Annotated in this window: 19 protein-coding genes and 1 tRNA gene; 3 read left to right on the top strand and 17 right to left on the bottom strand. The window is 37.9% G+C overall.

Translation table 11 applies throughout. The annotated features are described in order from the left end of the window. Positions 1-60: 60 nt before the first annotated feature. The 11 genes from odhB to IEV74_RS17750 all read right to left on the bottom strand — a co-directional run bounded on the left by odhB (position 61) and on the right by IEV74_RS17750 (position 11,275). Positions 61-1,320: a 2-oxoglutarate dehydrogenase complex dihydrolipoyllysine-residue succinyltransferase gene (gene odhB, locus IEV74_RS17795; RefSeq protein WP_188456719.1), complete on the bottom strand. Its 1,260-nt coding sequence runs from the start codon at positions 1,318-1,320 to the stop codon at positions 61-63. After that, on the bottom strand, positions 1,307-4,171 hold the full coding sequence (locus IEV74_RS17790; protein ID WP_188456718.1) for a 2-oxoglutarate dehydrogenase E1 component: 2,865 nt from the start codon (positions 4,169-4,171) through the stop codon (positions 1,307-1,309). The genes odhB and IEV74_RS17790 overlap by 14 nt, the downstream gene beginning before the upstream one ends. 489 nt (positions 4,172-4,660) lie before the next feature. After that, the gene (gene trmL / locus IEV74_RS17785) at positions 4,661-5,134 is read right to left on the bottom strand and encodes a tRNA (uridine(34)/cytosine(34)/5-carboxymethylaminomethyluridine(34)-2'-O)-methyltransferase TrmL (RefSeq protein ID WP_188456717.1); all 474 of its coding nucleotides are present in this window, start codon (positions 5,132-5,134) and stop codon (positions 4,661-4,663) included. A gap of 43 nt (positions 5,135-5,177) precedes the next feature. Continuing rightward, positions 5,178-6,023, bottom strand: coding sequence for an amidase domain-containing protein (locus IEV74_RS17780; RefSeq protein ID WP_188456716.1), 846 nt, complete (start codon positions 6,021-6,023; stop codon positions 5,178-5,180). 63 nt (positions 6,024-6,086) lie between these two features. Beyond that, entirely contained in the window at positions 6,087-6,374 is a 288-nt protein-coding gene (locus tag IEV74_RS17775) for a DUF5316 domain-containing protein (RefSeq protein ID WP_188456715.1), read from the bottom strand. A 120-nt stretch (positions 6,375-6,494) separates the two neighbouring features. Next, on the bottom strand, positions 6,495-6,713 hold the full coding sequence (locus IEV74_RS19805; RefSeq protein ID WP_229683245.1) for a hypothetical protein: 219 nt from the start codon (positions 6,711-6,713) through the stop codon (positions 6,495-6,497). Between the two features lie 13 nt (positions 6,714-6,726). Beyond that, a complete protein-coding gene (locus tag IEV74_RS17770; RefSeq protein WP_188456714.1) occupies positions 6,727-7,242 on the bottom strand; it encodes a methylated-DNA--[protein]-cysteine S-methyltransferase in 516 nt (171 codons plus the stop codon). A 26-nt stretch (positions 7,243-7,268) separates the two neighbouring features. Then, complete coding sequence (gene queG, locus IEV74_RS17765; protein ID WP_188456713.1) at positions 7,269-8,414, bottom strand: tRNA epoxyqueuosine(34) reductase QueG; 1,146 nt, start codon at positions 8,412-8,414, stop codon at positions 7,269-7,271. 20 nt (positions 8,415-8,434) lie between these two features. Beyond that, complete coding sequence (locus tag IEV74_RS17760; protein WP_188456712.1) at positions 8,435-10,141, bottom strand: ABC-ATPase domain-containing protein; 1,707 nt, start codon at positions 10,139-10,141, stop codon at positions 8,435-8,437. A gap of 146 nt (positions 10,142-10,287) precedes the next feature. Further along, positions 10,288-10,361, bottom strand: a tRNA-Gly gene (locus tag IEV74_RS17755). A gap of 224 nt (positions 10,362-10,585) precedes the next feature. Continuing rightward, on the bottom strand, positions 10,586-11,275 hold the full coding sequence (locus IEV74_RS17750) for a Crp/Fnr family transcriptional regulator (protein ID WP_188456711.1): 690 nt from the start codon (positions 11,273-11,275) through the stop codon (positions 10,586-10,588). Positions 11,276-11,451: 176 nt separating this feature from the next. Between IEV74_RS17750 and dat the strand changes: the two genes are divergently transcribed. The 3 genes from dat to IEV74_RS17735 all read left to right on the top strand — a co-directional run bounded on the left by dat (position 11,452) and on the right by IEV74_RS17735 (position 15,188). Further along, the gene (gene dat, locus IEV74_RS17745; RefSeq protein WP_188456710.1) at positions 11,452-12,327 is read left to right on the top strand and encodes a D-amino-acid transaminase; all 876 of its coding nucleotides are present in this window, start codon (positions 11,452-11,454) and stop codon (positions 12,325-12,327) included. Positions 12,328-12,588: 261 nt separating this feature from the next. Beyond that, positions 12,589-13,095: a DNA topology modulation protein gene (locus tag IEV74_RS17740; RefSeq protein ID WP_188456709.1), complete on the top strand. Its 507-nt coding sequence runs from the start codon at positions 12,589-12,591 to the stop codon at positions 13,093-13,095. Between the two features lie 95 nt (positions 13,096-13,190). Beyond that, entirely contained in the window at positions 13,191-15,188 is a 1,998-nt protein-coding gene (locus IEV74_RS17735; protein WP_188456708.1) for a S9 family peptidase, read from the top strand. 128 nt (positions 15,189-15,316) lie between these two features. Here IEV74_RS17735 and IEV74_RS17730 read toward each other — a convergent pair whose 3' ends face one another. The 6 genes from IEV74_RS17730 to IEV74_RS17705 all read right to left on the bottom strand — a co-directional run bounded on the left by IEV74_RS17730 (position 15,317) and on the right by IEV74_RS17705 (position 23,094). Further along, the gene (locus IEV74_RS17730) at positions 15,317-16,273 is read right to left on the bottom strand and encodes an alpha/beta hydrolase (protein ID WP_229683244.1); all 957 of its coding nucleotides are present in this window, start codon (positions 16,271-16,273) and stop codon (positions 15,317-15,319) included. Positions 16,274-16,464: 191 nt separating this feature from the next. Continuing rightward, a complete protein-coding gene (locus IEV74_RS17725; protein WP_188456706.1) occupies positions 16,465-17,004 on the bottom strand; it encodes a DinB family protein in 540 nt (179 codons plus the stop codon). Between the two features lie 6 nt (positions 17,005-17,010). Further along, positions 17,011-19,185, bottom strand: a complete 2,175-nt coding sequence (locus IEV74_RS17720; protein ID WP_188456705.1) for a YhgE/Pip domain-containing protein — start codon at positions 19,183-19,185, stop codon at positions 17,011-17,013. A 584-nt stretch (positions 19,186-19,769) separates the two neighbouring features. Further along, complete coding sequence (locus IEV74_RS17715) at positions 19,770-20,882, bottom strand: ABC transporter permease (RefSeq protein ID WP_188456704.1); 1,113 nt, start codon at positions 20,880-20,882, stop codon at positions 19,770-19,772. After that, positions 20,879-22,147 (bottom strand): ABC transporter permease, encoded by a 1,269-nt coding sequence (locus IEV74_RS17710; RefSeq protein WP_188456703.1) that lies wholly within the window; start codon positions 22,145-22,147, stop codon positions 20,879-20,881. The genes IEV74_RS17715 and IEV74_RS17710 overlap by 4 nt, the downstream gene beginning before the upstream one ends. Positions 22,148-22,161: 14 nt before the next feature. Next, positions 22,162-23,094 carry an ABC transporter ATP-binding protein gene (locus tag IEV74_RS17705; RefSeq protein WP_188456702.1) on the bottom strand — a complete coding sequence of 311 codons (933 nt, stop codon included), beginning with the start codon at positions 23,092-23,094 and terminating at the stop codon, positions 22,162-22,164. Positions 23,095-23,264 lie beyond the last annotated feature (170 nt).

The raw sequence follows: 23,264 nt of genomic DNA, 5'->3' as shown, positions 1-23,264 counted from the left end.
ACAAAAAACCCCGCAATGATAGTATTTCATCAAAGCGAGGTTTCATTAAGTTTCTATTTATTATCCCTCTAGTAATAAATCATACGGATCTTCAAGTAATTGTTTAATGCGTACTAAGAACTGCACTGCCTCTTTTCCATCAACAATACGATGATCATACGACAATGCCAGGTACATCATTGGGCGGACTTCGATTGAATCGTCTGGCATTACCATTGCACGTTTTTGAATGTTGTGCATGCCTAGAATACCTACTTGTGGAGCATTTAAAATTGGTGTAGACATCATAGAACCAAATGTTCCGCCATTTGTAATTGTGAACGTACCACCTTGCAAATCTTGCATGGTTAGTTGTTTATTTTTTGCCTTTACACCCAGGTTTCCAATTTCACGTTCAATACCTGCGAAATCTAAACGGTCTGCGTCTCGAACTACTGGAACTACTAATCCATCATCAGTTGAAACTGCAATACCGATATCATAGAATTTTTTCAATACTAGTTCGTTATCTTGAATTTCTGCATTAAGCAATGGGAATTCTTTTAAAGCACCCACTACAGCTTTTGTAAAGAACGACATAAAGCCGAGTTTCACATCATGTTTTTTAATAAAGTTTTCTTTGCGCTGACTGCGAAGTTTCATTACTGCCGTCATATCCACTTCATTAAATGTTGTTAGCATTGCTGCTTCATGCTGTACTTCAACTAGGCGATTGGCAATAGTTTGACGGCGACGTGTCATTTTCACACGTTCAACCGGTTTATCAAACTCGGTTTTCTCTGCTTTTTTAGTTTCGTCCTTCTTAGCAGGTTTTTCAGCTTTTTTATCATTTCCACCCTTAGCAGCTGCTTCCACATCTTCTGGACGAATTCGACCTAAAGGATCACGTGGACTAACCGCACTTAAATCGATATTTAATTCACGGGCACGCTTTCTAGCTGCAGGCGATGCAATAATATCCTGTTTGTTATCTTCTTTTGTCTCTTCTAGTTTTTCTGCTTTCTTAGGGTCTTCTTGTTTTTCTTCTTTAGGCGCTTCTTTTTCTTCTGCTTTTGGAGCATCAGATACATCTCCGCCAGATTCCCCGTTCTCATCTACCTTAGCAATAACATCACCAACTTCAACATCATCGCCTTCTTGTGCAACAACTTCCACAATAACACCAGCATAGTCAGTATTAACTTCAACATTTACCTTATCCGTTTCAAGTTCAACTACTGGGTCACCTTTTTCAATCTTGTCACCTTTTTTCACAAGCCATTCAGCAATTGTACCTTCTGTGATGGACTCTGCTAATTCTGGAATTTTAATTTCTTTCACTGGAATCTCCTCCTTTTGACTGATTTATTGCTCCGCGTATAATTTGATTTTGTTCTGTCTTATGAACATTCGGCTCTCCAACTGCAGGGGAGGAACGATCTGGCCGACCAATATATCTGAGTGTTTGACCTTCTTTTAATAATTCGTTTAAGTAATCATCAACAAAATTCCAAGCACCCATGTTTCTTGGCTCTTCCTGAACCCAAACAATTTCCTCTAAGTTAGGAAGTTCTTTCATCACTTTAGCCAATTCCTCTTTAGGGAATGGATAAATTTGTTCAAGACGCAATACCCTTAACCAATCCAGCTTTTCTTCGGATTTATCGATTGCCTCTTCAATATCTACCATTACCTTACCACTTCCAATTAACAATCGTTTTGCATTTTTCTTGCTAATTTTCAGGTTAGGCTGTGAACGTAATGCTTGAAACTTTCCTTCCGTAAATTCTTCCGCTGCTGAGGCAACGCGTTGATTTCGCAATAAACTCTTTGGTGTCATCAATACAAGCGGTCTAGCTTCCTCGCGGCCACGCATTGCTGCTTGTCTACGGATCAAATGGAAAAATTGAGCCGATGAAGTTACATTTGCAACAATCCAGTTATTTTCTGCTGCCAATTGTAAATATCGTTCCAAACGTGCACTTGAGTGCTCTGGTCCTTGACCTTCATAGCCATGCGGAAGAAGCATTACCATATTCGATTTCTCGCCCCATTTCGCACGAGCGGCGGCAATAAACTGGTCAAATATAACCTGAGCAGCATTTGCAAAGTCACCAAATTGTGCTTCCCAAATTACTAATGTATTTGGTGATTGTACACTATACCCATATTCATAACCCAATACTCCCGCTTCTGAAAGCGGACTGTTCCGAACATCAAACGATGCTTTAGCTTCATCTAAACCATGCATTAGACAATAGGAGTCATCTGTTTTTACATCATGTAATACAACATGGCGATGTGCAAATGTTCCTCGTTCAGAATCCTGTCCAGTCAACCGAATTGGAATGCCATCCTGTAATATAGATGCATAGGTTAGTGCCTCACCAGCACCCCAATCCGCCTTATTTCCTTCTTCTAGAACATTTTCACGGCGTTTCAGGATTTTTTCCAGTTTTTTAAATCCATTAAATCCATCTGGACGTTTTGTTAATCCTTTATTTAGTGCTTTCAATTGATCTAATGGTACGGCTGTATCAAACTTATCAATGCTATTTGTTAATGCTTTAGGCATTCCTTTTGCCTCTGCCTCACCACATTGATTTTCTTTCATACTATCGTAAATTCCGCGCAGGGTTTCTTCTACTTGCTCTTTGATCTTATCGAAATCCGAGCTTTTGATTACACCATTTTCTTTCAATACTTCTGCAAACACATTTGCTGCAGTAGGGTGATTGTCAATATCTTGATATAGCTGGGGCTGTGTTGTTCTTGGCTCATCCATTTCATTATGGCCGTAACGACGATATCCAACTAAATCTATGAGAAAATCTTTATGGAATGATTTCCGGTATTCATAAGCTAATTTAATAGCGGATACACAAGCCAATGGATCATCCGCATTCACGTGAACAATCGGGATTTCGAATCCTTTTGCTAAATCACTGGCATAACGGGTTGATCTTCCATCTTGTTGATTCGTTGTATAACCAACAAGGTTGTTTGCTATAATATGAAGCGTTCCACCCGTATTAAATCCTGGCAGGCCGCTCAAGTTTAATGTTTCAGCGACAACACCTTCCCCAATAAATGCTGCATCACCATGAATTAACACACCAAAAGCCTTGTTTACATCCTGTTTAGGGTAACCTTTTTCCGAACGGTCATCCTGTGCAGCACGTGTAAATCCTTCTACAACCGGGTTTACAAATTCCAAATGTGATGGATTGTGTGCAAGTGTGATGCGTGTTGATACGTCATCGCCTTCTTTAACATCTTTTGTTGCACCAAAGTGGTATTTAACATCACCAGTCCAGCCGTAATTAATTCCTGTAGAACCTTCTGAAGGAATTAATTCCTTATCTGGCGAATGGTGAAATTCCGAGAATATTTTATCAAATGGTTTTCCTAGAACGTGTGCCAGCACGCTTAGGCGACCACGGTGGGCCATCCCCATCATAATATTTTCAATTTTATCATTTGTCGCATGCTTTACGATTTGATCAAGCATTGGGACCATGGCTTCAAGGCCTTCGATAGAAAAACGCTTTTGCCCGACAAATGTTTTTTGTAAAAATCCTTCAAAACCTTCTACATGGGCAAGACGTTCCAATAGTTGCTTCTTTTCTTCATTTGAAAATGATAAGTAAAGCTTTCCAGATTCAATTCGCTCCAGCAGCCATTTACGCTCGTCATCATTATTAACATGATCATATTCAAACGTAATTGTTCCAGAATAATACTTTTTCAATTGCTGAATAACATCATATCCATTATCAACACCACTCGGGGCTTCCTCCCATAACCATGATGCAGGAATGTTCTTCAAATCCTCGTCGGTTAGTCCGTATGAATTAGGATTTACTAATTCCGACTTACGATTTTTATTACGCCCAACTGGATAAATGTCGGCTTCCAAGTGTCCATAACGACGAATAGCCTCAACAAGTTTCATCGCTGAGGTTAGCTTTTTAACATCGTTTATTGAAGTTGTACTTGATTGTGGTTGCACTGCACCGTTTGTTTGGTACATCCAGTTTGGGGCTCCATGCTCGTCAAAAATATTTTTTAAAGATGAATCTATAGCTTCTGGGTCCACTTTGTACAAATCATATTGTTCTTCAATATACCCCATATTGGGACCATGAAATTTACTCCAGAATCTAACGTTCGATTCTTCATTTTGTGCCACGTCTTATACCCCCATTAGAAGTTAACTTTCTCCGTTATGTAACGGTTATTTTAAAGTCCAGTATCCATTATAGAACTGTCGAATGACTTCATCAACTAATATACCCTATTTTATGTGTATAAACAATATTGTGTATAGTCTTTTGCGTTGAAAAAGTCCAAGTGTGAAAAGTCAAAAAAATGTAAGCGTTTCATTACGTCGCAGTATACAGACTACGGATATAACAAGCCGATTTTATGACATTTTGGCTAATTTACATTCTAACAGTTCACAATCGGAATTTTTTTCGGTATAATGAGGACATAATAATAGAAAAGAACTTTTTACATATAGTAATTATAAGGAGGCAACACACGTGGGATTAGCATTATTAATGGGAGTAGTTGTTGTATTTATCGTATCTATGTTCACTTCAGGCTATGAAGCAAAACCAGGAAAACCAACAAAACAATAACATTGAAAAAAGCTGACTAACGTACGTCAGCTTTTTTATGTTAAGTTTGGAAACGATTGTTGTCGTAACACCTCATAAATTAGAATTGCAGCCGTATTTGACAAGTTTAATGATCTAACCTTATCATTCATATGAATTCGTAAACATTTATCCTCTTTTCCGACCAATAGCTCCTTTGGGATTCCATCAGTCTCCCTGCCAAAAACAAAGAATAAATCTTCTTCATTGTTGCTATAATCATAATCTGTATAATACTTTGTACCGAAATTTTCAATGTAATAATAATTTCCGTTTGGATAAGTATTATATAATTCATCAATTGATTCATACTCACGAATATCTACATGCTTCCAATAATCAAGCCCTGCTCGGCGAACCATTTTGTCATCGGTTGAGAATCCAAGCGGGTGAATTAAATGAAGTGTAGTATCTGTCGCTAAACAGGTTCGTGCAATATTCCCTGTGTTTGCTGGGATTTCTGGTTGAAATAAAACAACATGTAAACTCACAATTCATTCTCCTTACTATATTAATACGAAGATAATTATACCACTACTCGCCAATTCGAAAAAACTTATACTGTATATTTGGTGTGTATGCTGTTGAATCTTCATACGACCAATAACGATTTCTGCTATTATACGTATGGGCATTTACAAGTGGCATTCCATATGCGTCTTTAGCAACTACGATTGTATTATGATTCCATCTGCCATCCCCTTCAAAATCATAACAAATTACGTCACCAGGAATAAGATCGCTTGCTTCTTGCATTTCTTTTCCCTTTAAGCCTTGAGTAGATCCACTTAAATACCACCTAAGCGAATGTGCTACTGCCCAGCTGTAACTCCAATTATCACCTTGATACCACCAGCCATTACCCCTGTTTGGTGCCCCCCTCATTGGCGCTCCTCCTGCATAAAGACACTGGGAAATATAATTGGTACAATCCACTTCGAATTTTCGGAATGCTGGATTGTAGCTATTCCACCAGCGTTCAGCGTATTTCACTGCCGCCAAACGGTCGTAGCTAAACCGCGATTCATCTTTGTTTCGGGGCTCATTCGGAGTAAATACACCTTTCTTATCCGCTATATCTGGCAGTTTAACCTCGATATGATCCGTAATCTTTCCATTTTCCAATCTAAATTGTATTGGAATGACTTGCTCTTCCACATAAAATTGATCCTTCTGTTTCATTAGCAGCGATAAATGGAGTAAATATTGATATGTGGATATATTGTCATATCGCAGTTCTTGATAGACATGTCCATTCCCTTTTATTCGAGTAATTTCAATACCCCGCTCATTGCAAAGCTCTTTTTTTCTTTCCCACCATTCCGATTCATTACGTTCCGATTGAAAAAAATCCAGCCACCAATCCGTTAATTTATTCATAAAAAATCCCCTCCACTAAAAATATATGGAGAGAAGTTTGTCTCAATGTTCCTGTGTATAATTTCACACCATAAATAAGAGTACACCAGCTGCAAAATTCGGTATTGCTATTACCCCCGAAATTAAGATTATTTTTTGCCTTTTGCCCCGATCCTCCTTTGTTTCAGTATGAAAATTTGCACGAAGCTGATTTCCATCTATAAATGCTCCACCTGACAAACCGCCAATAGCGAAAAAAATAAGACCAATTCCCATTGCGATCGAGCCAAATAAATGTGCATTTTTTAGAAAATATCCTAAAATGAATAGCAGAGAAGCAATACCAAATCCAAAATAAATAGCTTTTTTCATTTTTGGAAGCCCCCTTCAGTTCATAATGCGAAAGAACATTCCGAAAAGTTTCATCATTTAGTTTTCAGTATTATCCATATTATGTTATATCTACAAAATACGCTATATTTACCTTCCTGTTTATATTTTTTTAAATGTAATAGGATTTTTAAACCACAATGATTTTACACTACTCAGTATGGTGTGGGCCCAATCGAGTTCGGTGGGGCCTTGCTCGAATTCGGCTCGTTCCCGCTCGAGTTCAGCGGGTTCTCGCTCAAGTTCAGTGAACCCTCGCTCGAGTGCAGCAGGAACTAGCGCAAGTGCAGTGAATTCACCCTTAGTAAACCTGGATGCCACTCAAGAATTAAACTTAGTTTTGTTCATGTGCCAATAAAAATTCTTTCTTATCAAGTCCACCGTTATAGCCAACCATTTTACCGCTAGTTCCAATAACCCGATGGCATGGAACCACTATTGAAAATGGATTTTTATTAACAGCTCCACCAACAGCACGTACTGCCTTTGGATTACCGATTGTTACCGCAATGTCTTTGTACGATTTAGTCTCGCCATATGGAATTGTATCATATAACGCCTGCCAGACTTTTTTCTGAAAAGGTGTTCCATGAAAAACGAATTTGAATGAGAATTCCCGGCTTTTATTTCGGAAATAAGCATGCAGTTCCTTTTTTACGTGTTCTGTCTTTTCCGAAGCATGTTTAAAAACCGGGGTGCCAAAATACCGTTCAGACCATTTATTTAGCTGGTCTTTTAAATCATCCATTCTGCCGTAATCAATCCTGACTATTCTCTTCCCATCACTGATTAGCAGCAATGGCCCAACAGGTGAATCCATTTCATCGTAATACAGTATTGCTTCTTTCATATTTTGCACTCCCTTCCCCAAGAGTTTTACGTTGTTCGAAGCCGCTTTTGAAATTCTAGCCCCTTTTCCATTTCAACTAATACTTGATCATCAAGTTCTTTATCCATTGCCTCTTGAATCGCTTTAACAGCTTCCTCACTTCCAATTTTTCCAAGTGACCATGCTGCAGTACCGCGAATTACTGGACGCGGGTCATTTTTCATAATAGCAATCAAATCTTCTACAGCTGTTCGGTCTTTAAAATGAGCAAGTGCAAGTATCGCATTTCGCTGTAATGGTTTTTTGCCACGCCATGAGCCAGCAATATGGCCATACGTTTCCTTAAATTCGCGGTTGGTTATTTTAAGCATTGGCTTTAGTTTCGGTTTAGCAATTTCCGGCTCAGGTTCAACTTCCGAGTGCAAATGAAAGTCGATATGTTTATTTTTGGGACAAACCTGCTGACACGTATCACAACCATACACACGATTGCCTAATTCTACACGAAATTCATCTGCCATAAATCCTTTCGTTTGTGTTAAAAATGACAAGCAACGCTGCGCATTTAGTTGTCCCCCTTGTACGAGTGCACCGGTAGGGCAGGCGTCCAAGCATTTCCGACAATCCCCGCAGCTATCTTCAACAGGAGAATCAGGTGTAAATGGGATATTTGTGATTAACTCGCCAAGGTAAACATACGATCCAAACTCTGGGGTAATGATAGCGCAGTTTTTTCCACTGAAACCAATACCTGCACGTTCAGCAACTGCACGATCAGAAAGTTCGCCAGTATCAACCATTATTTTGTTCTGTGCATCTGGAACTTTTTCCTGAATAAATCGTGCAAGCTTTTCCAAGCGTTCACGCAACACCACATGATAATCGGTTCCCCAGGATGCCCGGCAGAAAATCCCTCTGCGCTCATCCTTGGTGCCTTTTGGCGCATTTTTGATTCGTGATGGATACGCAATAGCAATGGAAAGAATGGATTGTGCCTCTGGTAATAATCGATCTGGTTCCGTCCGTTCCTCGATTGTTCCTTTTTCAAATCCAGATTGATAGTTGAGTGACTGCTGTCGTTTTAACCGTTCTTTTAATTCGCTAAAAACATCGGAAGAGGCGAATCCGATTTTATCGATGCCAATTTTTTTACTGTAATCGATGATATCTTGTTTAAGTTGTGCCGTATTCATACAGTTTGCCTCCTTTTCCACTAATCTTGTCTTACACGTAAAGTTCGCATTCGATTCAATACAGCTGCAATCTCATATTTCCGCGGTCTTGCAATATCTCCAGGATGCTGGTTTGGAAAAGCTGTGAATGACGCTAGACCATATTGATTAAGTCGATTTTCAATTTTTTCAAGCAGTTGAATTAATGATGCTGTATTTTTTAAACCATTCGTCCGATCCAAATACTGAATGATTTCAGCAATCATTCGCGTTTGTGAAATGTCAACTAGTTGTTCAGTATGATTGAACGAAATATCAGTTCTTCCCATAATAATTTTTGTTAAGCCTTTTGCCTGTGTTTTCGATCGCTTGCCCTTTTGTGTTTGCAGGCTGCTCTGCTCAAGCTTGCGATTCGTTATCTCACCAAAGTCATCTGCAGCTATTAAATCTCGGTCCATCGGAAACTGTTCCATAATGGAGTTCGCTTGTTTTGTTACATTTTTCGGTATATATTCATCCATCATAATGACGTCATCTGCAACCGAAAAGTAATCACCAGAACCGCCCATTACAAGAATCGTTGAAACCCCTAATTTGTCCCGCATCTGCTTTACTTTATCAATAAATGGGGTGATCGGTTCCTGTTCTTTCTTTACTAGCAGCTGCATGCGGTGGTCACGGATCATAAAATTGGTTGCACTTGTATCCTCATCGATCAGGAGGGTGGTTGCACCTATTTCAAGTGCTTCCATTACATTTGCTGCCTGTGATGTACTGCCGCTTGCATTTTCAGTTGAGAAGAATTGTGTGTTTTGCTTATGCGGCAAATTAGAAATAAATGGGGAAATATTAACCCCTGTAATTTCTCTTCCATCCTCAGCCCGGATTTTAACAGCATCCGGATTTGTTAATACAAACTCACGCCCATCCCCGTTTGTATGCCGATAAACGCCACGTTCAATTGCCTGCAGAACAGTACTTTTCCCATGGTAGCCACCACCTGCAATTAGTGTGATTCCCTTTTTAATCGCCATCCCATTTAGTGGCTCCGTACGATGCGGAATGGTAATTTCAACTTCATTTTCTTTTGGGCTTTGAAATGGTATCGCCTGTGGCATCGGGCGATTACTTATACCACTTTCTCTCGGTAATATAGAGCCATTTGCTATAAATGCAATCCAATCATGGTTACGCATTTCATTAAGTATTGCCTCTTGCTGATCTGCCAGTTGAACAGCATGATCAATTTCCAGATCAGAGAAAGTAAATATAGACCTTTCTATTATAGATGGAATAAGCTGCATGAATAATTTTTCCGCTTCTCTTCCATTAATTCTTCTTCCATTTGCTGGCAGACCAATGGATATGCATGTCGTTATGTCTGATGAATCGATTTGTACAGCACTTCTTTCTATTATTTCCTGATCAGGTTTGTCGAAAAGAACTGAGCCACTTTTACCCGATCCTTTTACTTGACGTTTAACACCATCGACTGCTTTTCCAACAGTGCGTGCAATGGCATCTTCTGTCGCTGTTTTTCGATGGTAATTCTCCATCCATTCCTTTTTAATTGGGCGATGCTTCCGTGGTATGACCACTCGAATTTTTGATGGAGTGGCAAATGGATCCCCTTGAACGTAATCTATATATAAATTAAATTTATTATATGTGTAATAGCCTTGTATGCTTTTATAAGCCTTGTAGCCTTTTCCGTCTATTTGTTTCAATAACTGTGCAAGCTTTTTCATATTAATCCCTCGATTTTAATTGACTTCATCTTAAAGAATACTATCTAAAAACCCTGTAATTCAAGTAAAGAAAAAAATTAATCAAAATAAAAACGCAACGCTTCGTAAGTTTATGTTACGAAACACTGCGTTAAGACATATGTATATGGAGCGGGTGATGAGAATCGAACTCACATCATCAGCTTGGAAGGCTGAGGTTTTACCACTAAACTACACCCGCATAAAAATATTAAAATGGCTGAAAATGCATCTGCATTTTAGGTAAATCAATCTATAAGGCAAGCCAAATTTTACCTATCCTACCCACCTGTGAAAAGTCGGCTTAATTTTTCAACGTGCTTTTAATTATAGCAACTTCATTCTAATTAATCAATAGAAGATTGTCGATTTTTTATTTTTACGCGAATTACATTTATAAAGGGGTACATTAAATCTAAGTTACCCCTACAACACACAATTTTTGACACCACATTTTTCACAAAGCAGTATCTTCTTAAAATAAGTTATGTCTTTAATTAAATAGTACTTGCTTTCATTCGCCAAAATCCCCTGCCCTTTCCATTTATTGACGATTCGGCTAACTGTCTCTCTGGAAATACCAATATGCTTACTAATATCCCGAATTAGTACCGCTTCTGTAATTCGAATGCCTGATGGTGTAACAACTCCATACATATTAGCATACCGGACAAAGACAGAGGCAATAGCTCCCTCTGAACCAAACGCTAAAAAGTCACGAATTTTTGCTTTGCTTGCTTCTAAAGATTCCGCAATCCATCTTGTAAAATGCAGACCAAGTTTCCCATTTTGTGCTATAATCGATTCCATTTCTCTTTTTTCAATGTAATATAAAACACTATCCATCAAAGCTTGTGCTGAATTCGAATAGCTATTCCCGCTAAAGATTCCTATTTCACCGAAAGCATCCTTTTCATCACGTATGAAAATTGTAATTTCTTTATGCAATCCCAATTCTTTAAGCATACGGATTTGCCCTTTATGTATAAAATATAAATACTCGGCAGTGCTTCCCTCTTTAAAAATAAATTCATATTTTTTTACATGTTTTCGCTTAGAATTGGCAAGCAGCATATCATAATCATATGAGTCGATTCGTTGCAGTAAAGGCTCCACCTAAATCACGTCCTTTTTGTTAACTATTTCCATTATATATAACTTACTAAACCAATTCTGTGACGTTTATCACTATATATTGAAAAATAATTGTAAAAATTTTAACACTAGAAGTCCATTTACAAGGTGAAAAGGAAGTTATAAAATAGGCATATGCTTTTTTAGGAGGCGTCAGAATGTCTATCTATCCAATCATGCTGTCACAAACAAAATTCATCCAACGTGACAAGCTCAATTATCCGTTTGAAGAACGCGGATTACAATTTGGGGATGGCGTGTATGAAGTGATTCGTATCTATAGTGGAAACTATTATTTACTTAATGAACATATAACACGTTTATTCCGATCTGCGGAAGCAGTGAAAATTAATTTGCCGTTTACCAAAGAAGAAATTAGCAGCCTTTTAATGGATTTATTGAAAGAGAACAATGTTACTACAGATGCTAAGGTATATCTTCAAGCAACACGTGGTTCAGCACCTAGGGACCATGTCTTTCCGCTTGATGTTGCGGCAAATGTATATGCATATGTGCAGCCCCTTCCCCGAAATGTTGAGCTTTTAGGAAGTGGTGTTTCCACCATTACCCATCGGGACACGCGCTGGGAAAATTGCTATATCAAAAGCTTGAATCTATTGCCAAATGTTTTAGCAAAGCAGGAGGCAAAAGAACAGGGCTGTTATGAAGCAATTCTTCATAAAGATGGCTTCGTAACGGAATGCAGTGCATCGAATGTCTATCTAGTGAAAGACGGAGCGATTCACACCCATCCTATCAGAAAAAATATTTTACATGGCTGTGTAAGAATAAGTGTCGAAAAGTTTGCTAATGATTTGAAAATACCTTTTATGGAGAATGGATTTTCTATTGAAGACATTGGAGCAGCAGATGAATTATTTTTAACAAGCAGCACATCCGAAATCATGCCTATTATCCAAGTTGACGGTAATCTTGTAGCTGACGGCAAACCTGGAAACATTACGAAACAGCTTCAGACAGAATATGAAAGAGATGCGCATATCTCATCAGCACATAAGATGGCAGCTGAATAAAGTGGCTTTGATAAAAGTATTTTAGTCAAAAAGAAATCCGAACTATGAATTCTTGTATTAGTTCGGATTTTTCTTTTTGATAATAAAAATAGTATAAGATTTAGCACTATTTAGCATTCTTCTGAATCTTATGTTAAAATATTACTTCTTCATACATCCAATTCATATAAATGCATAACCACACACCATTTACGTCACAGATTTGTCCTTTTAATAAAGAAACAACTTTATCAAAAATAATTAACTAATAAGGGGGATTTTATGAGGAAAATTTTAATCATAGGTGGCAGCGGTGCTGGAAAGTCTACATTAGCCAGACAATTAGGTGACATTTTACATATCCCAGTACATCATTTAGACGCAATTTTTTGGAAACCAGGATGGCAACCAATCGAACGTGCTGATTTAATCTCGGAGCAAAAGAGAATTATTCAAAACGAAGCATGGATTATCGACGGCAATTATAGTGCAACAATGGATATACGATTAAAAGAAGCGGATACCGTTGTTTTTCTTCATTATAAAACAATTCGCTGTCTTTACGGAGTCCTAAAAAGACGCATTCAATATCACGGGAAAACACGGCCGGATATGGGGCAAGACTGCCCTGAAAAGCTTGATATTGAGTTCATTCAATGGGTATATCAATTCAACAGGAAAAAGGCTAAAGCCATATATGAAAAGTTAAATCAACTGAGTAACACGACAATCCACATTTTTACCACGCCCAAACAAACACATGAATTTGTAACTAATTTAATGAAATAATTCTAAAAATTTCTATCATTCCAATTGATTCGTAACTCGAAATAGTTTAGAATTAATGAAACTTGAAATCTATTTACATACATGGAGGTCTTCTTATGACAAATTTGAATCGTGCTCTAACAGTAGAAGATTTAACAAAAATCGCAGTATACAGCGACCCACAATTTGCGCCAAACGGGGAATCGTATGCATTTGTATCCACAACTGTAAATGACGAGAAGGAATATCAATCACAGATTTTTATTCAATCAACTACTACGGAACCACAGCAATGGACGTTTGGCCATGATAAAAACAGTCATCCACGCTACTCCCCGGATGGCAAAAGCATCGTTTTTCAATCTACACGAAGCGGCACTCCGCAAATTTGGCTAGTACCGGTAAATGGTGGTGAAGCGCGCCAAATTACTTTTTTCAAACATGGTGCTGTTAACCCTGAGTGGTCAAAGGATGGCAACTATATTATTTTTACGGCTGAGTTGAACGCATTAGACAATGTACAAGATCAAAAGGAACAATCAAAGGAAGAACGGCAACATGAAAAAGATCAAAAAGCACAAGAACCAATTGTGATTGACCGATTAAAACATAAATCCGATGCAAAGGGATTTCATGATCATAAAAGAGCTCAATTGGTGCTGTTTAATATTGAGGAAAAATCATTTAAACAATTAACATCTAATAATACAGACCATGGATACGAAGATATCTCTCCAGATGGAAATCTTGTATTATTTTCAGCAAACCTAGATGACGATGCCGATTATCAACATACAAACGATCTGTTTCTCTTAAATATATCAACTAAAGAAGTTACCAAATTGACTGACGGTAAAGGTGCATATGGTAATGCCAGCTTCTCCCCAAGCGGAGATAAAATTGCGTGCTTTGGCCATGAATATGCATACAGTGGTGCAACGTTAAGCGAGTTGTTCATATTTGATGCAGTGACAAAAGAACGAGCATGTTTGAGTGAATCGATCGATTTGCAGCTTGGCGATGTAATGATTGGTGATACCCGTATGGGCCAATCATCAGCAGGACCTGTTTGGTCTAAAAATGAGGATAAATTATATCTTATTGCCACTGACTTTGGTGCAACTGGACTTTATCAAGCAGATTTAAATGGAAATATTGACGTACTATACAAAGATAATAACCATGTATTTGGATTTACGTACGATGACAACACGGATACATTTATCTTGGGGATAAGCACCCCAACAAACCCATGCAATTATTATCTGCTTAAGAATTCCGAATTAACACGATTAACAAATGCTAACGCACAGCTGCTGGACGAGGTCAGTTTGGCTGATCCAGAAACAATAACTGTCACTGCTGAAGATGGCTGGGAAATTCAGGGCTGGCTTCTGCACCCATATGGATATGAGGAAAAAGAAAAATATCCGTTAATATTAGAAATCCATGGTGGACCGCATGCAATGTACGGCCAAACGTTTTTCCATGAACTGCAATTACTAGCAGCAAAAGGGTACGTTGTATTGTATACAAACCCGAGAGGAAGTCACGGGTATGGACAAGATTTTGTTGATGCATGCCGTACTGACTATGGCGGAAGTGATTATACTGATCTGATGACAGCAGTCGATTATGCACTTGATAACTATGACTTTATTGATAAAGACCGTCTTGGTGTAACGGGAGGCAGTTATGGCGGCTTCATGACGAACTGGATAGTTGGTCATACAAATCGTTTCAAAGCAGCTGTTACACAACGTTCGATCAGTAACTGGCTAAGCTTTTACGGTGTAAGTGACATTGGATATTTCTTTACGGATTGGGAGCTTGGTGAAAGTCGATTAAATAATCCTGCTAAACTATGGGAATTTTCCCCATTAAAATATGTCGATAATGTCGAAACCCCATTGTTAATTGTGCATGGCGAACAAGATCTTCGCTGCCCAATCGAGCAAGGAGAGCAGCTTTTTATCGCATTAAAGCATTTGAAAAAAGAAGTTGAATTTGTCCGCTTCCCGGGTGCAAATCATGAACTTAGCAGAAGTGGGAATCCTGCGATGAGGATGGAACGCTTAAATCACATTTGCGGTTGGTTTGAAAGATATTTATAATAAATGATAGATTGTTGGCTAATGCTTTATGCTTCAGACTTTAATTATGTATAACATAACCACTGATTCAGCTAAATGGTGCCAACTCTTTCCCTGCCTACAAAAAAATAAGCAGCCATAATGGCTGCTTATTTTACATACTCACCCAAAAACTCCATTAATTTATTTTCATACCGTTCCCTGTCTACAACAAATGCTTCACCATGTCCCGCTCCATCCACTGTCATGAGCTCTGCTTCACTTTTCGTATTTTCATAAAGTTTTTCTGACATTGCAGCAGGAACAAATGTATCCGAATTTCCGTGGACATATAATATTGGAGCTTCTGCTTTTTTAACTTGATCTAACGCCGACGCCTCAGACAGCGAATAGCCTGCCTTCATTTTCGTCACTACGCTCGTACTTGGTAGTATAGGGAATGTTGGTAAATGGTACATCCGCTTCATTTGATAGGCAAACATATCTCTAACACTCGTATATGCGCTATCCGAAATAATAGCTTTCACATTATTGGGGAGCTCTTCTCCACTAGCCATTAATACAGTCGCTGCCCCCATCGAAACACCATGAAGCACTATTTCTGTATCAGGTCCTAATTTATCAATCATTAAATTAACCCAGTCAACATAATCTAATCGATCATGCCAGCCAAATCCGATATAATCCCCTTCACTTTGCCCGTGACCACGTGCATCAGGCATCAGCACATTATAGCCAAGATTTTCATAATAAAATTGTGCGTATAAACCCATATCCTTGCCATTTCCGAGATAGCCGTGTGCAAGAATGACTGTTTTATTCGTTGGTTCCTTCGCTTCTAAGTAATAGCCTTGCAGCTTCAATCCATCATAGGATGTCATTTCTATCTCCTCGAACTGCTGGCTGCTTACCCAATCACGCCAGTCACCATCGAAAAACACTTCCATTGCCTCAGCAGAAACCTCTAAATCTTGGTTTCCCTGCAAAAAATCTTTTTGATTACGATCAATTGCTAGATTATAAAAGTAAAAACTAGCGATAACATTTATGATTAATAGGACAATTACTATCCCTATAGTAATTTTCAGCCATTTTTTCCGTTTCACAAATACTCCCCTTTCTAGCATTCTCTATATATAGTATATAAAACTTTCAGGTGTTTTTGGGAAAATTGACCTAGTAATTTACTGGTACTTCTTGACAATCTACTTTTTATAGGTAATTATACCCTTGATAAGTGCTGATTTCACGAATTTTAATTAAAGGAGCAGCCAATAATACGCTGCTCCTTTAATATTTAGGCTAATCCCAATTGCTCTTTGATTTCAATAATTTGCAATGTATGTCTTTTCTCATGCCATCCAACAAAAGGGATCCACTGTTTCAGACTCATTTGACCAAAAACTGGATGAGGAAAACCTTTACGCTTAAGCGCAATTTCGTCTGCATTAGCCGTTAATTTTAGCAGACCCTGATGGGAAGCTTCAAGTTTTAATTCCATCTCATCAAGTGTTGCAAATTCGTCGGATGGGACAGTATAATCAGGTGCATTAACCTTCTTGGTTCGATCAACTGTCAATTCAATTGGCCTCGCCTTGGCATTTACAACCTCACCATGTTCCAGCTGATCCTCAATCGTTTTCACAATTGCACCTTCCATGAGAAATAAATGTTCAAGTACTTGCTTCATTGACCAGCTATGTTCATCAGGCTTTTTATTTAAGTCATCATCTGAAACCCCAGTAACCTCTGCTAATAATGCCTCACGTGCTTGTTCATTTATCGGCAAAATGATCGCTCCTTTTTTATACATCTCTGTTTCTACTTTACTATACATGCGAACTTAATGAAATAATCCCGATTCCTTCGATTTTTTCATCAGCAATTTCGTTTTCTTATTGATTGGCTTTTTCAAAAATGTCCCAAGCAAAAGTGCTGCAATTCCAAAAATCATAAGGTACACGATATCTTTTAGCGCGCGATCCCAGACAATTCCTCCAACTGCTTCACGCATTAAATCAATTGCATACGTAAACGGCAAAAAGGGATGAATCATTTGGAAAAATTCAGGAAGCAGTGCAACTGGATACGTTCCACCTGCACCGGCAATTTGCAGCACTAGCAATATGATCGCTAATGCTTTCCCAACGTCACCAAACACCGAGACCAATGTATACACAATTGACATGAAAACAATGCTAATCAATAAACCAAACAAAATAAACCATAATGATTCATGAATATACACATCTAATAATGCTATGTCACCAATTGTTACAACCAACGTTTGCAATATACCTATACACATAAACGTTAAAAATCGTCCATAATAAATCTGTTGCGCTGAAAACTGTTCTGAACCAACTACATCCACAGACAATAAAGAAATAAGCAGCAAAGCTCCTACCCATATAGCTAATGTCGTATAAAATGGTGTCATCCCTGATCCATAATTCGGAATCGGATAAAGCTTATTTTCATTAAGCTTCACAGGCTCTGCAAAAAAACTGCGTTCAGCCTCAGGATCGTTCTGCAGCAATTCAATGATTTCATTGATGTCTGTTTCATCTTGTATATCACGAATACGATCGGCCAATTGATTAATTTTATTGCTTAAATAAGGAAATTCCCCCGAAATTGCTTCTAACTTCTCTTTACCCTCCCCTAAGTTGCCTTCTGTTCTTGCCAGAATATGCTTCATTTCAGGAATTGTCTGCTGAATATCTGTTAATATCCCCCTTGCATTCGCTAAAGTACTTTTCGCTTTTGCAACCTCTTTTAAAACAGTAGGTTCAATCGTTTCTTTGTATTCTTTCATGAATGCATCTATTTTTGTATGTGTGTTTTGTGTTAATTGCTGCAAATCAGCAAGTGTTTGATCAGCCTCCTGTTTTTTCTCTCCAATAAAAGCAGTTAATAATTTGGCATTTTCCTGGACCTTTTGCAAACTGTTTCTCAATGCTCCTAACTGTTTAAGTGCATTGTCAATCGTTGGTTGCTGGGTATTGTCAGGTTCCTGATTATTTTGATTTTGCTCTTGTAATTGTCTTAATGCTTTTTCAATTGTTTCAATAGTTTTTAGTTGTTCGTTAACCCGTTCATTTAACTGAGCAGCTATATCCTTACCTTGGCTAAAATCAACATTTTTACTTTGAATCTCACTAATAAATTTGTCCGCACTCTGGGCCATATCCCGAATTTTAATCAAATCGTTTTCAATTTTAGGGGCCATTTCATTCAATCGATTTTCAGCACTTGTTAAAAATTCTGTTGTACTGTCAATTGTCGCTAATCCGTTGTTTGTCACCTGTTTAGCTTTCGGTACGAGTCCCTGTGCTTTATTTATTATCTCTTGTGCATTTGCTGCATCTGTTAACGATTCGTTCAGCATGTCATGAATTGCCGGCAGATTTTTTTCGATTGTAAAAATGTACTCCTCAAATTGTTTAATGTCTGGCAAATTCGATTCTAATTCAATACCAAGATTATTGAATAGATCAAAAATGACACCATTAACTGTAGCTATAAAATTATTGCTGATTTGCTCAACAATAACGCTTGCTCCTTTTTCAGTAATTTTTGGGGCAATTGCATTTATTTTTTCATTCACATAATACTCTACTGTTGCTTTTTTAGGATTATCACTAATTACGGTACTCAACTTTTTGGAAAAATCTTTTGGTATCACGATCACCGCGAAATAATCACCATAATCAACCTTATCCATCGCTTCATCACGATCAACAAATTGCCAGTCCATATCGTTATTATTTTGTAATGTGTCTACTAAATCATCACCAACATGAATTTCCTGATCACGAACCATCGCACCCTGATCCTCGTTTACTACTCCAACGGGAATCTGATCGGTTTGACTGTATGGGTCCCATGAGGCTTTTATATTGAACCAGGCATAAAGGGAAGGCAGCAATATCAATCCTCCGATTAAAATAGCTGCAACCCAATTTGTACCGATATTTTTCCCATCAGTTTTAAAAATTCTAAAGATGTTTTTCATCAATTTCGCCCTCGTCTGTTCATTAAAATAATGAATACCTATTCACTTTGAAATAAAAATTATAATATAACATGATATTATAGCAGTATCCATCATCAGATTCCATATCAATAATAAATTAGAATTCTTCACAATTTTTCATGAAACACTTTTTTAAGTACTGTTTAATTTTTCTCATTAGACGTAAACTGCGACGTAAGGAATAATTCATATTCCGATAAATTAAAACTAGCTTGAGAATATTATAAAATAACCGACAATATCATATGTAGTGCATTATAATCTCATTGCAATGATGAGTAGAACGAAATAGAAAAATCATTTACCCTCATACTAGCAGCCCGTATACACGGAGACTCCTGTGGGAGATGAGGCATCGGTGAGACCCCGGAGTGCGTCAGCACGAGGAGGCTCATCAGCCGCCCACGGAAAGCGTAGTGTATACGGGATGCGGAATCGAAGAACATCATAAAATGTAATACTTATGTCGTAGTCTACGGAAACAACGATGTTTTAAATCAGCAAAATTACGAACAGGGGGCTTAAAAAAACGACTGACTTGTTTAAAGTCAATCGTTTTATTGTTATACATGTCTTTTTTCCATTAAATGAATCCCAATTCCTGTCATCACAACACCCATTAGCAAAAGAATACTAATTGGATAAAGAATTTCGCTAAATGAATATCCATAAATTGCAACCCCATTCAATACTTCCATCCCATACGTAATTGGCACCACCTTTGAAAGGACAAGCATAAGCTTAGAACTGACTATTTCAAGCGGCCAAAAGGCACCGCCAATCATGGCCATGCTAACAGCAATAATTGGAATTACCGCATTAAACTGCTGCACTGTTTTAACAATACCCGTAATTAAAATGGATAACGCTACAATTGAAAATACATAAGGAATCAGCACTAAGATAGCTTTTCCAAAGTTTCCACCGAACTCTATTCCGACCCAGAAACGAAATACAAGGAAAATAATCAATACTTGTAAAAAACCTGTGCCAAAGCTGTACATAAAGTTTGCAACGTACATCTCCCATTTTCTGGCAGGCGACAGAATTATCCGATCCCAGACACCGTTATTTTTTTCCTCTAAAATATGAAATACGTTGTAAGCAATTGTATAGATTACGAAAAATAATGTGAAACCGAATAAAGTATGGTACCTATTATCAATAATCACTGCATCCGATCCGCGAAAATTGTTTGCTTGAATGGAAAAAACAGGATCTGCAATTGCTTTTTCCAAATCCGTTTTTACCGCTTCTTTATCACTATCTGTAGTCGCATTCGCGGCAGCAAATAGTTGCTCGTATTGCAGCTTTTTACTATAGGCACCTTCAACCGTTTGCTTTACTAATCCAACATTAGGCGATTCAACACCGACTATTACACGGAAATCACCCTCATACAATTCAACGCCAATTTCTGCTTTTCCATTTGCAATTTTGTCTTCTACCTCATCTTTTGACATCGTTTCAAAATTAAATGCTTCGGAGTCATTTAGTATATCCTCAACAACTGTACCATGAATTGCTTCATCTGCTATATAAGTGGGTACATTGATCACGTTGCCATTTCCGCCGCCAATAAGAAGTGCAAAACCAATTGACATCACAACCATAGCAAGAAACGTTAACGGATATCGAATGAAAATTTTAATTTTAGCTAACAAAATTCCAATCATACGATTTGCCCCCTCTTTGGAAAACTAATAGCAGCTATGGTGACTAACACTGCTGCAAACATAATTAGGAAAGCAAATTGATCTAATACTGCAGAAATACCATCTCCGCGCAAAATCGCTAAATATGCTGTCAACGCTGCACCATTTGGCGTATAATTCCCAACTACCTGAATTGCCTTTGACAGGTCACCAATTGGAAAAAAGCTTCCACCTAAAAAGGCAAATACGGTAACGATAATCGAGCCGAAAAAATTCGTAATCATCTCTGAATTTAATCGGAAACAAATCGCGGTAAGCAATACTGATAATCCCCCAACCGATACTGCTAATCCTAAGGTAACAACAAAAAAGCCAAGCGGATTGGGCCACGACAAGCCAAAAAGTACCCAGGATACCCCATAGACTATGGACAAATGGAAAAATCCGACAATCGTCCCTGATATAAAAATTCCAATAAAATAAACCCATCTGGAAACATCCGCTAAAATGACACGATTGAATACATGCCTTCTTTTCTCGAGGAATGCAATTGAACCTATTGTCGAGGCAATGAACAAAACATTCATCACGGCCATCCCCACAGCATAATAATTCTTTGCAGTCACGGGGTTCTTTTGATTAATCGTAACTGTCTCTCCGATAATGGCATTTGGATCAACCTGCAATGCTTCTTCAGTAATCCCCTGTTTACCAGCAAAAGTACTAAACGATAATTGCTCCTGATATTCCTGTAAAATGCCAGTTACAATTGTTGAACCTAATTGATTTCCTTCATTTTTATAAACCTGAATTTCACCTGTTGTTCCCTTTTTTAAATAAATGCTTTTAAGTGTTTGGTAAGTGAAATTTTCCGGTACTTCAATAACAGCCGCATACTCCTTATTATTTAGCACGTTAGCCTTTTCTCTTGGCTTTATTATTTCTAAGTCAATAATATTCTTTAATTCATCACTTCCTAAAATATCTTCTTTCAAAATAGTTATCGGTGTCATTTTTTCCGTACTATTATTGATTGCTGTTATTGCATCTTTTGGTAGCTTGCTATTTTCCACTTCATTAAGAAATTGGTCAATCTGTGTTTGTTCATTACCATGTTCAATAAAAGCCACCTTCGCGTCGATTGATACCGGTCCACCTTCCATCAAGCCACCAAGTGAAGCACCCAATATAGCGATTAAAATGATTGGAAGTCCGAGTAACAATAGAAGCTGCTGCGGGTTACGCCAAAATACTAAGAGCTGCTTTTTTACAATAATCCATATCATCTTGTCCTCACCCCCTAATCCCTAAGTGCTCGCCCTGTTAAATGCAGAAATACATCTTCAAGGGTAGGTGTTTTTATATCCACAGAATTTAATTCAAGTTTTGCTTCTTCAGCCAGTTTTAGAACAGCTGGAAAGATATTTATTTCCTTTGGCACAATGATTGTTACCTTTTTCTCTTCGACTGTTACACTGCTAATTGTTGGATCTTGTCTCAACGATTCAATGAATATATCATTTAATCGGTCGGCTTTAATGACTATTGTCTTTTCTGCAGAAAGAATTCGTTTAATTTCATCCTTAGTACCGGAAGCAATTAAATTACCTTGATCCATGATGTATATCCGATCACATAGGAATTCTACCTCTTCCATATAATGACTTGTGTAAATTACTGTCATCTGCTTTTCCTCATTTAGACGTTTTACTGTTTCTAAAATATAGTTTCTTGATTGTGGATCAATCCCAACAGTCGGTTCATCCATAATAATCAGCTCCGGGTTATGCAATAGTGCGACACCTATGTTCAGCCGACGTTTCATCCCACCTGAAAATTTCTTCACAATATCTTTTCGTCTGTCAGTCAGCCCAATTAATTCCAATATCTCATCAATTTTCTGCTTAAGTTCAGCACCTTTAAGGCGATATATCCTTCCGAAAAACCTCAGATTTTCTTCAGCACTTAAATCTGTGTACAAGGCAATCTCCTGTGGAACCATCCCAATTATTTTCCTTATCGGACTTGGGTTTTTCAAAATACTTTTATTATGAAACCGCACATCACCTGTAGTAGGATCTACTAACGATGACAGCATCGATATCGCTGTAGACTTGCCCGCACCATTCGGCCCTAACAGTCCAACTATTTCGCCTTTTTCAATGAACATATTTAAATTCTTAACAGCGTATAATTGTTTAAATTTTTTGGATAGATCAATTAATTCAAGCATCGCGTATTCGCCTCCTATATTGTATAAGTTTACGTTCTAATGGGAATACGGCATACTGTCTTGGGTCACTAATTGAAGATGAAAGGGGTGACTTAAGTCATTTTTGTAATTTGGTTTGGCACCGATAGTTTGGATTTTATACAAAAAAAGTTCCCTGCCAGGGCAAGGAA

The organism is Virgibacillus oceani (assembly GCF_014638995.1).
GTDB classification, from domain to species: domain Bacteria; phylum Bacillota; class Bacilli; order Bacillales; family Amphibacillaceae; genus Virgibacillus_E; species Virgibacillus_E oceani.
Note: the sequence above shows the minus strand (reverse complement) of the source record. Positions and strands in the feature narration are given on the sequence as shown.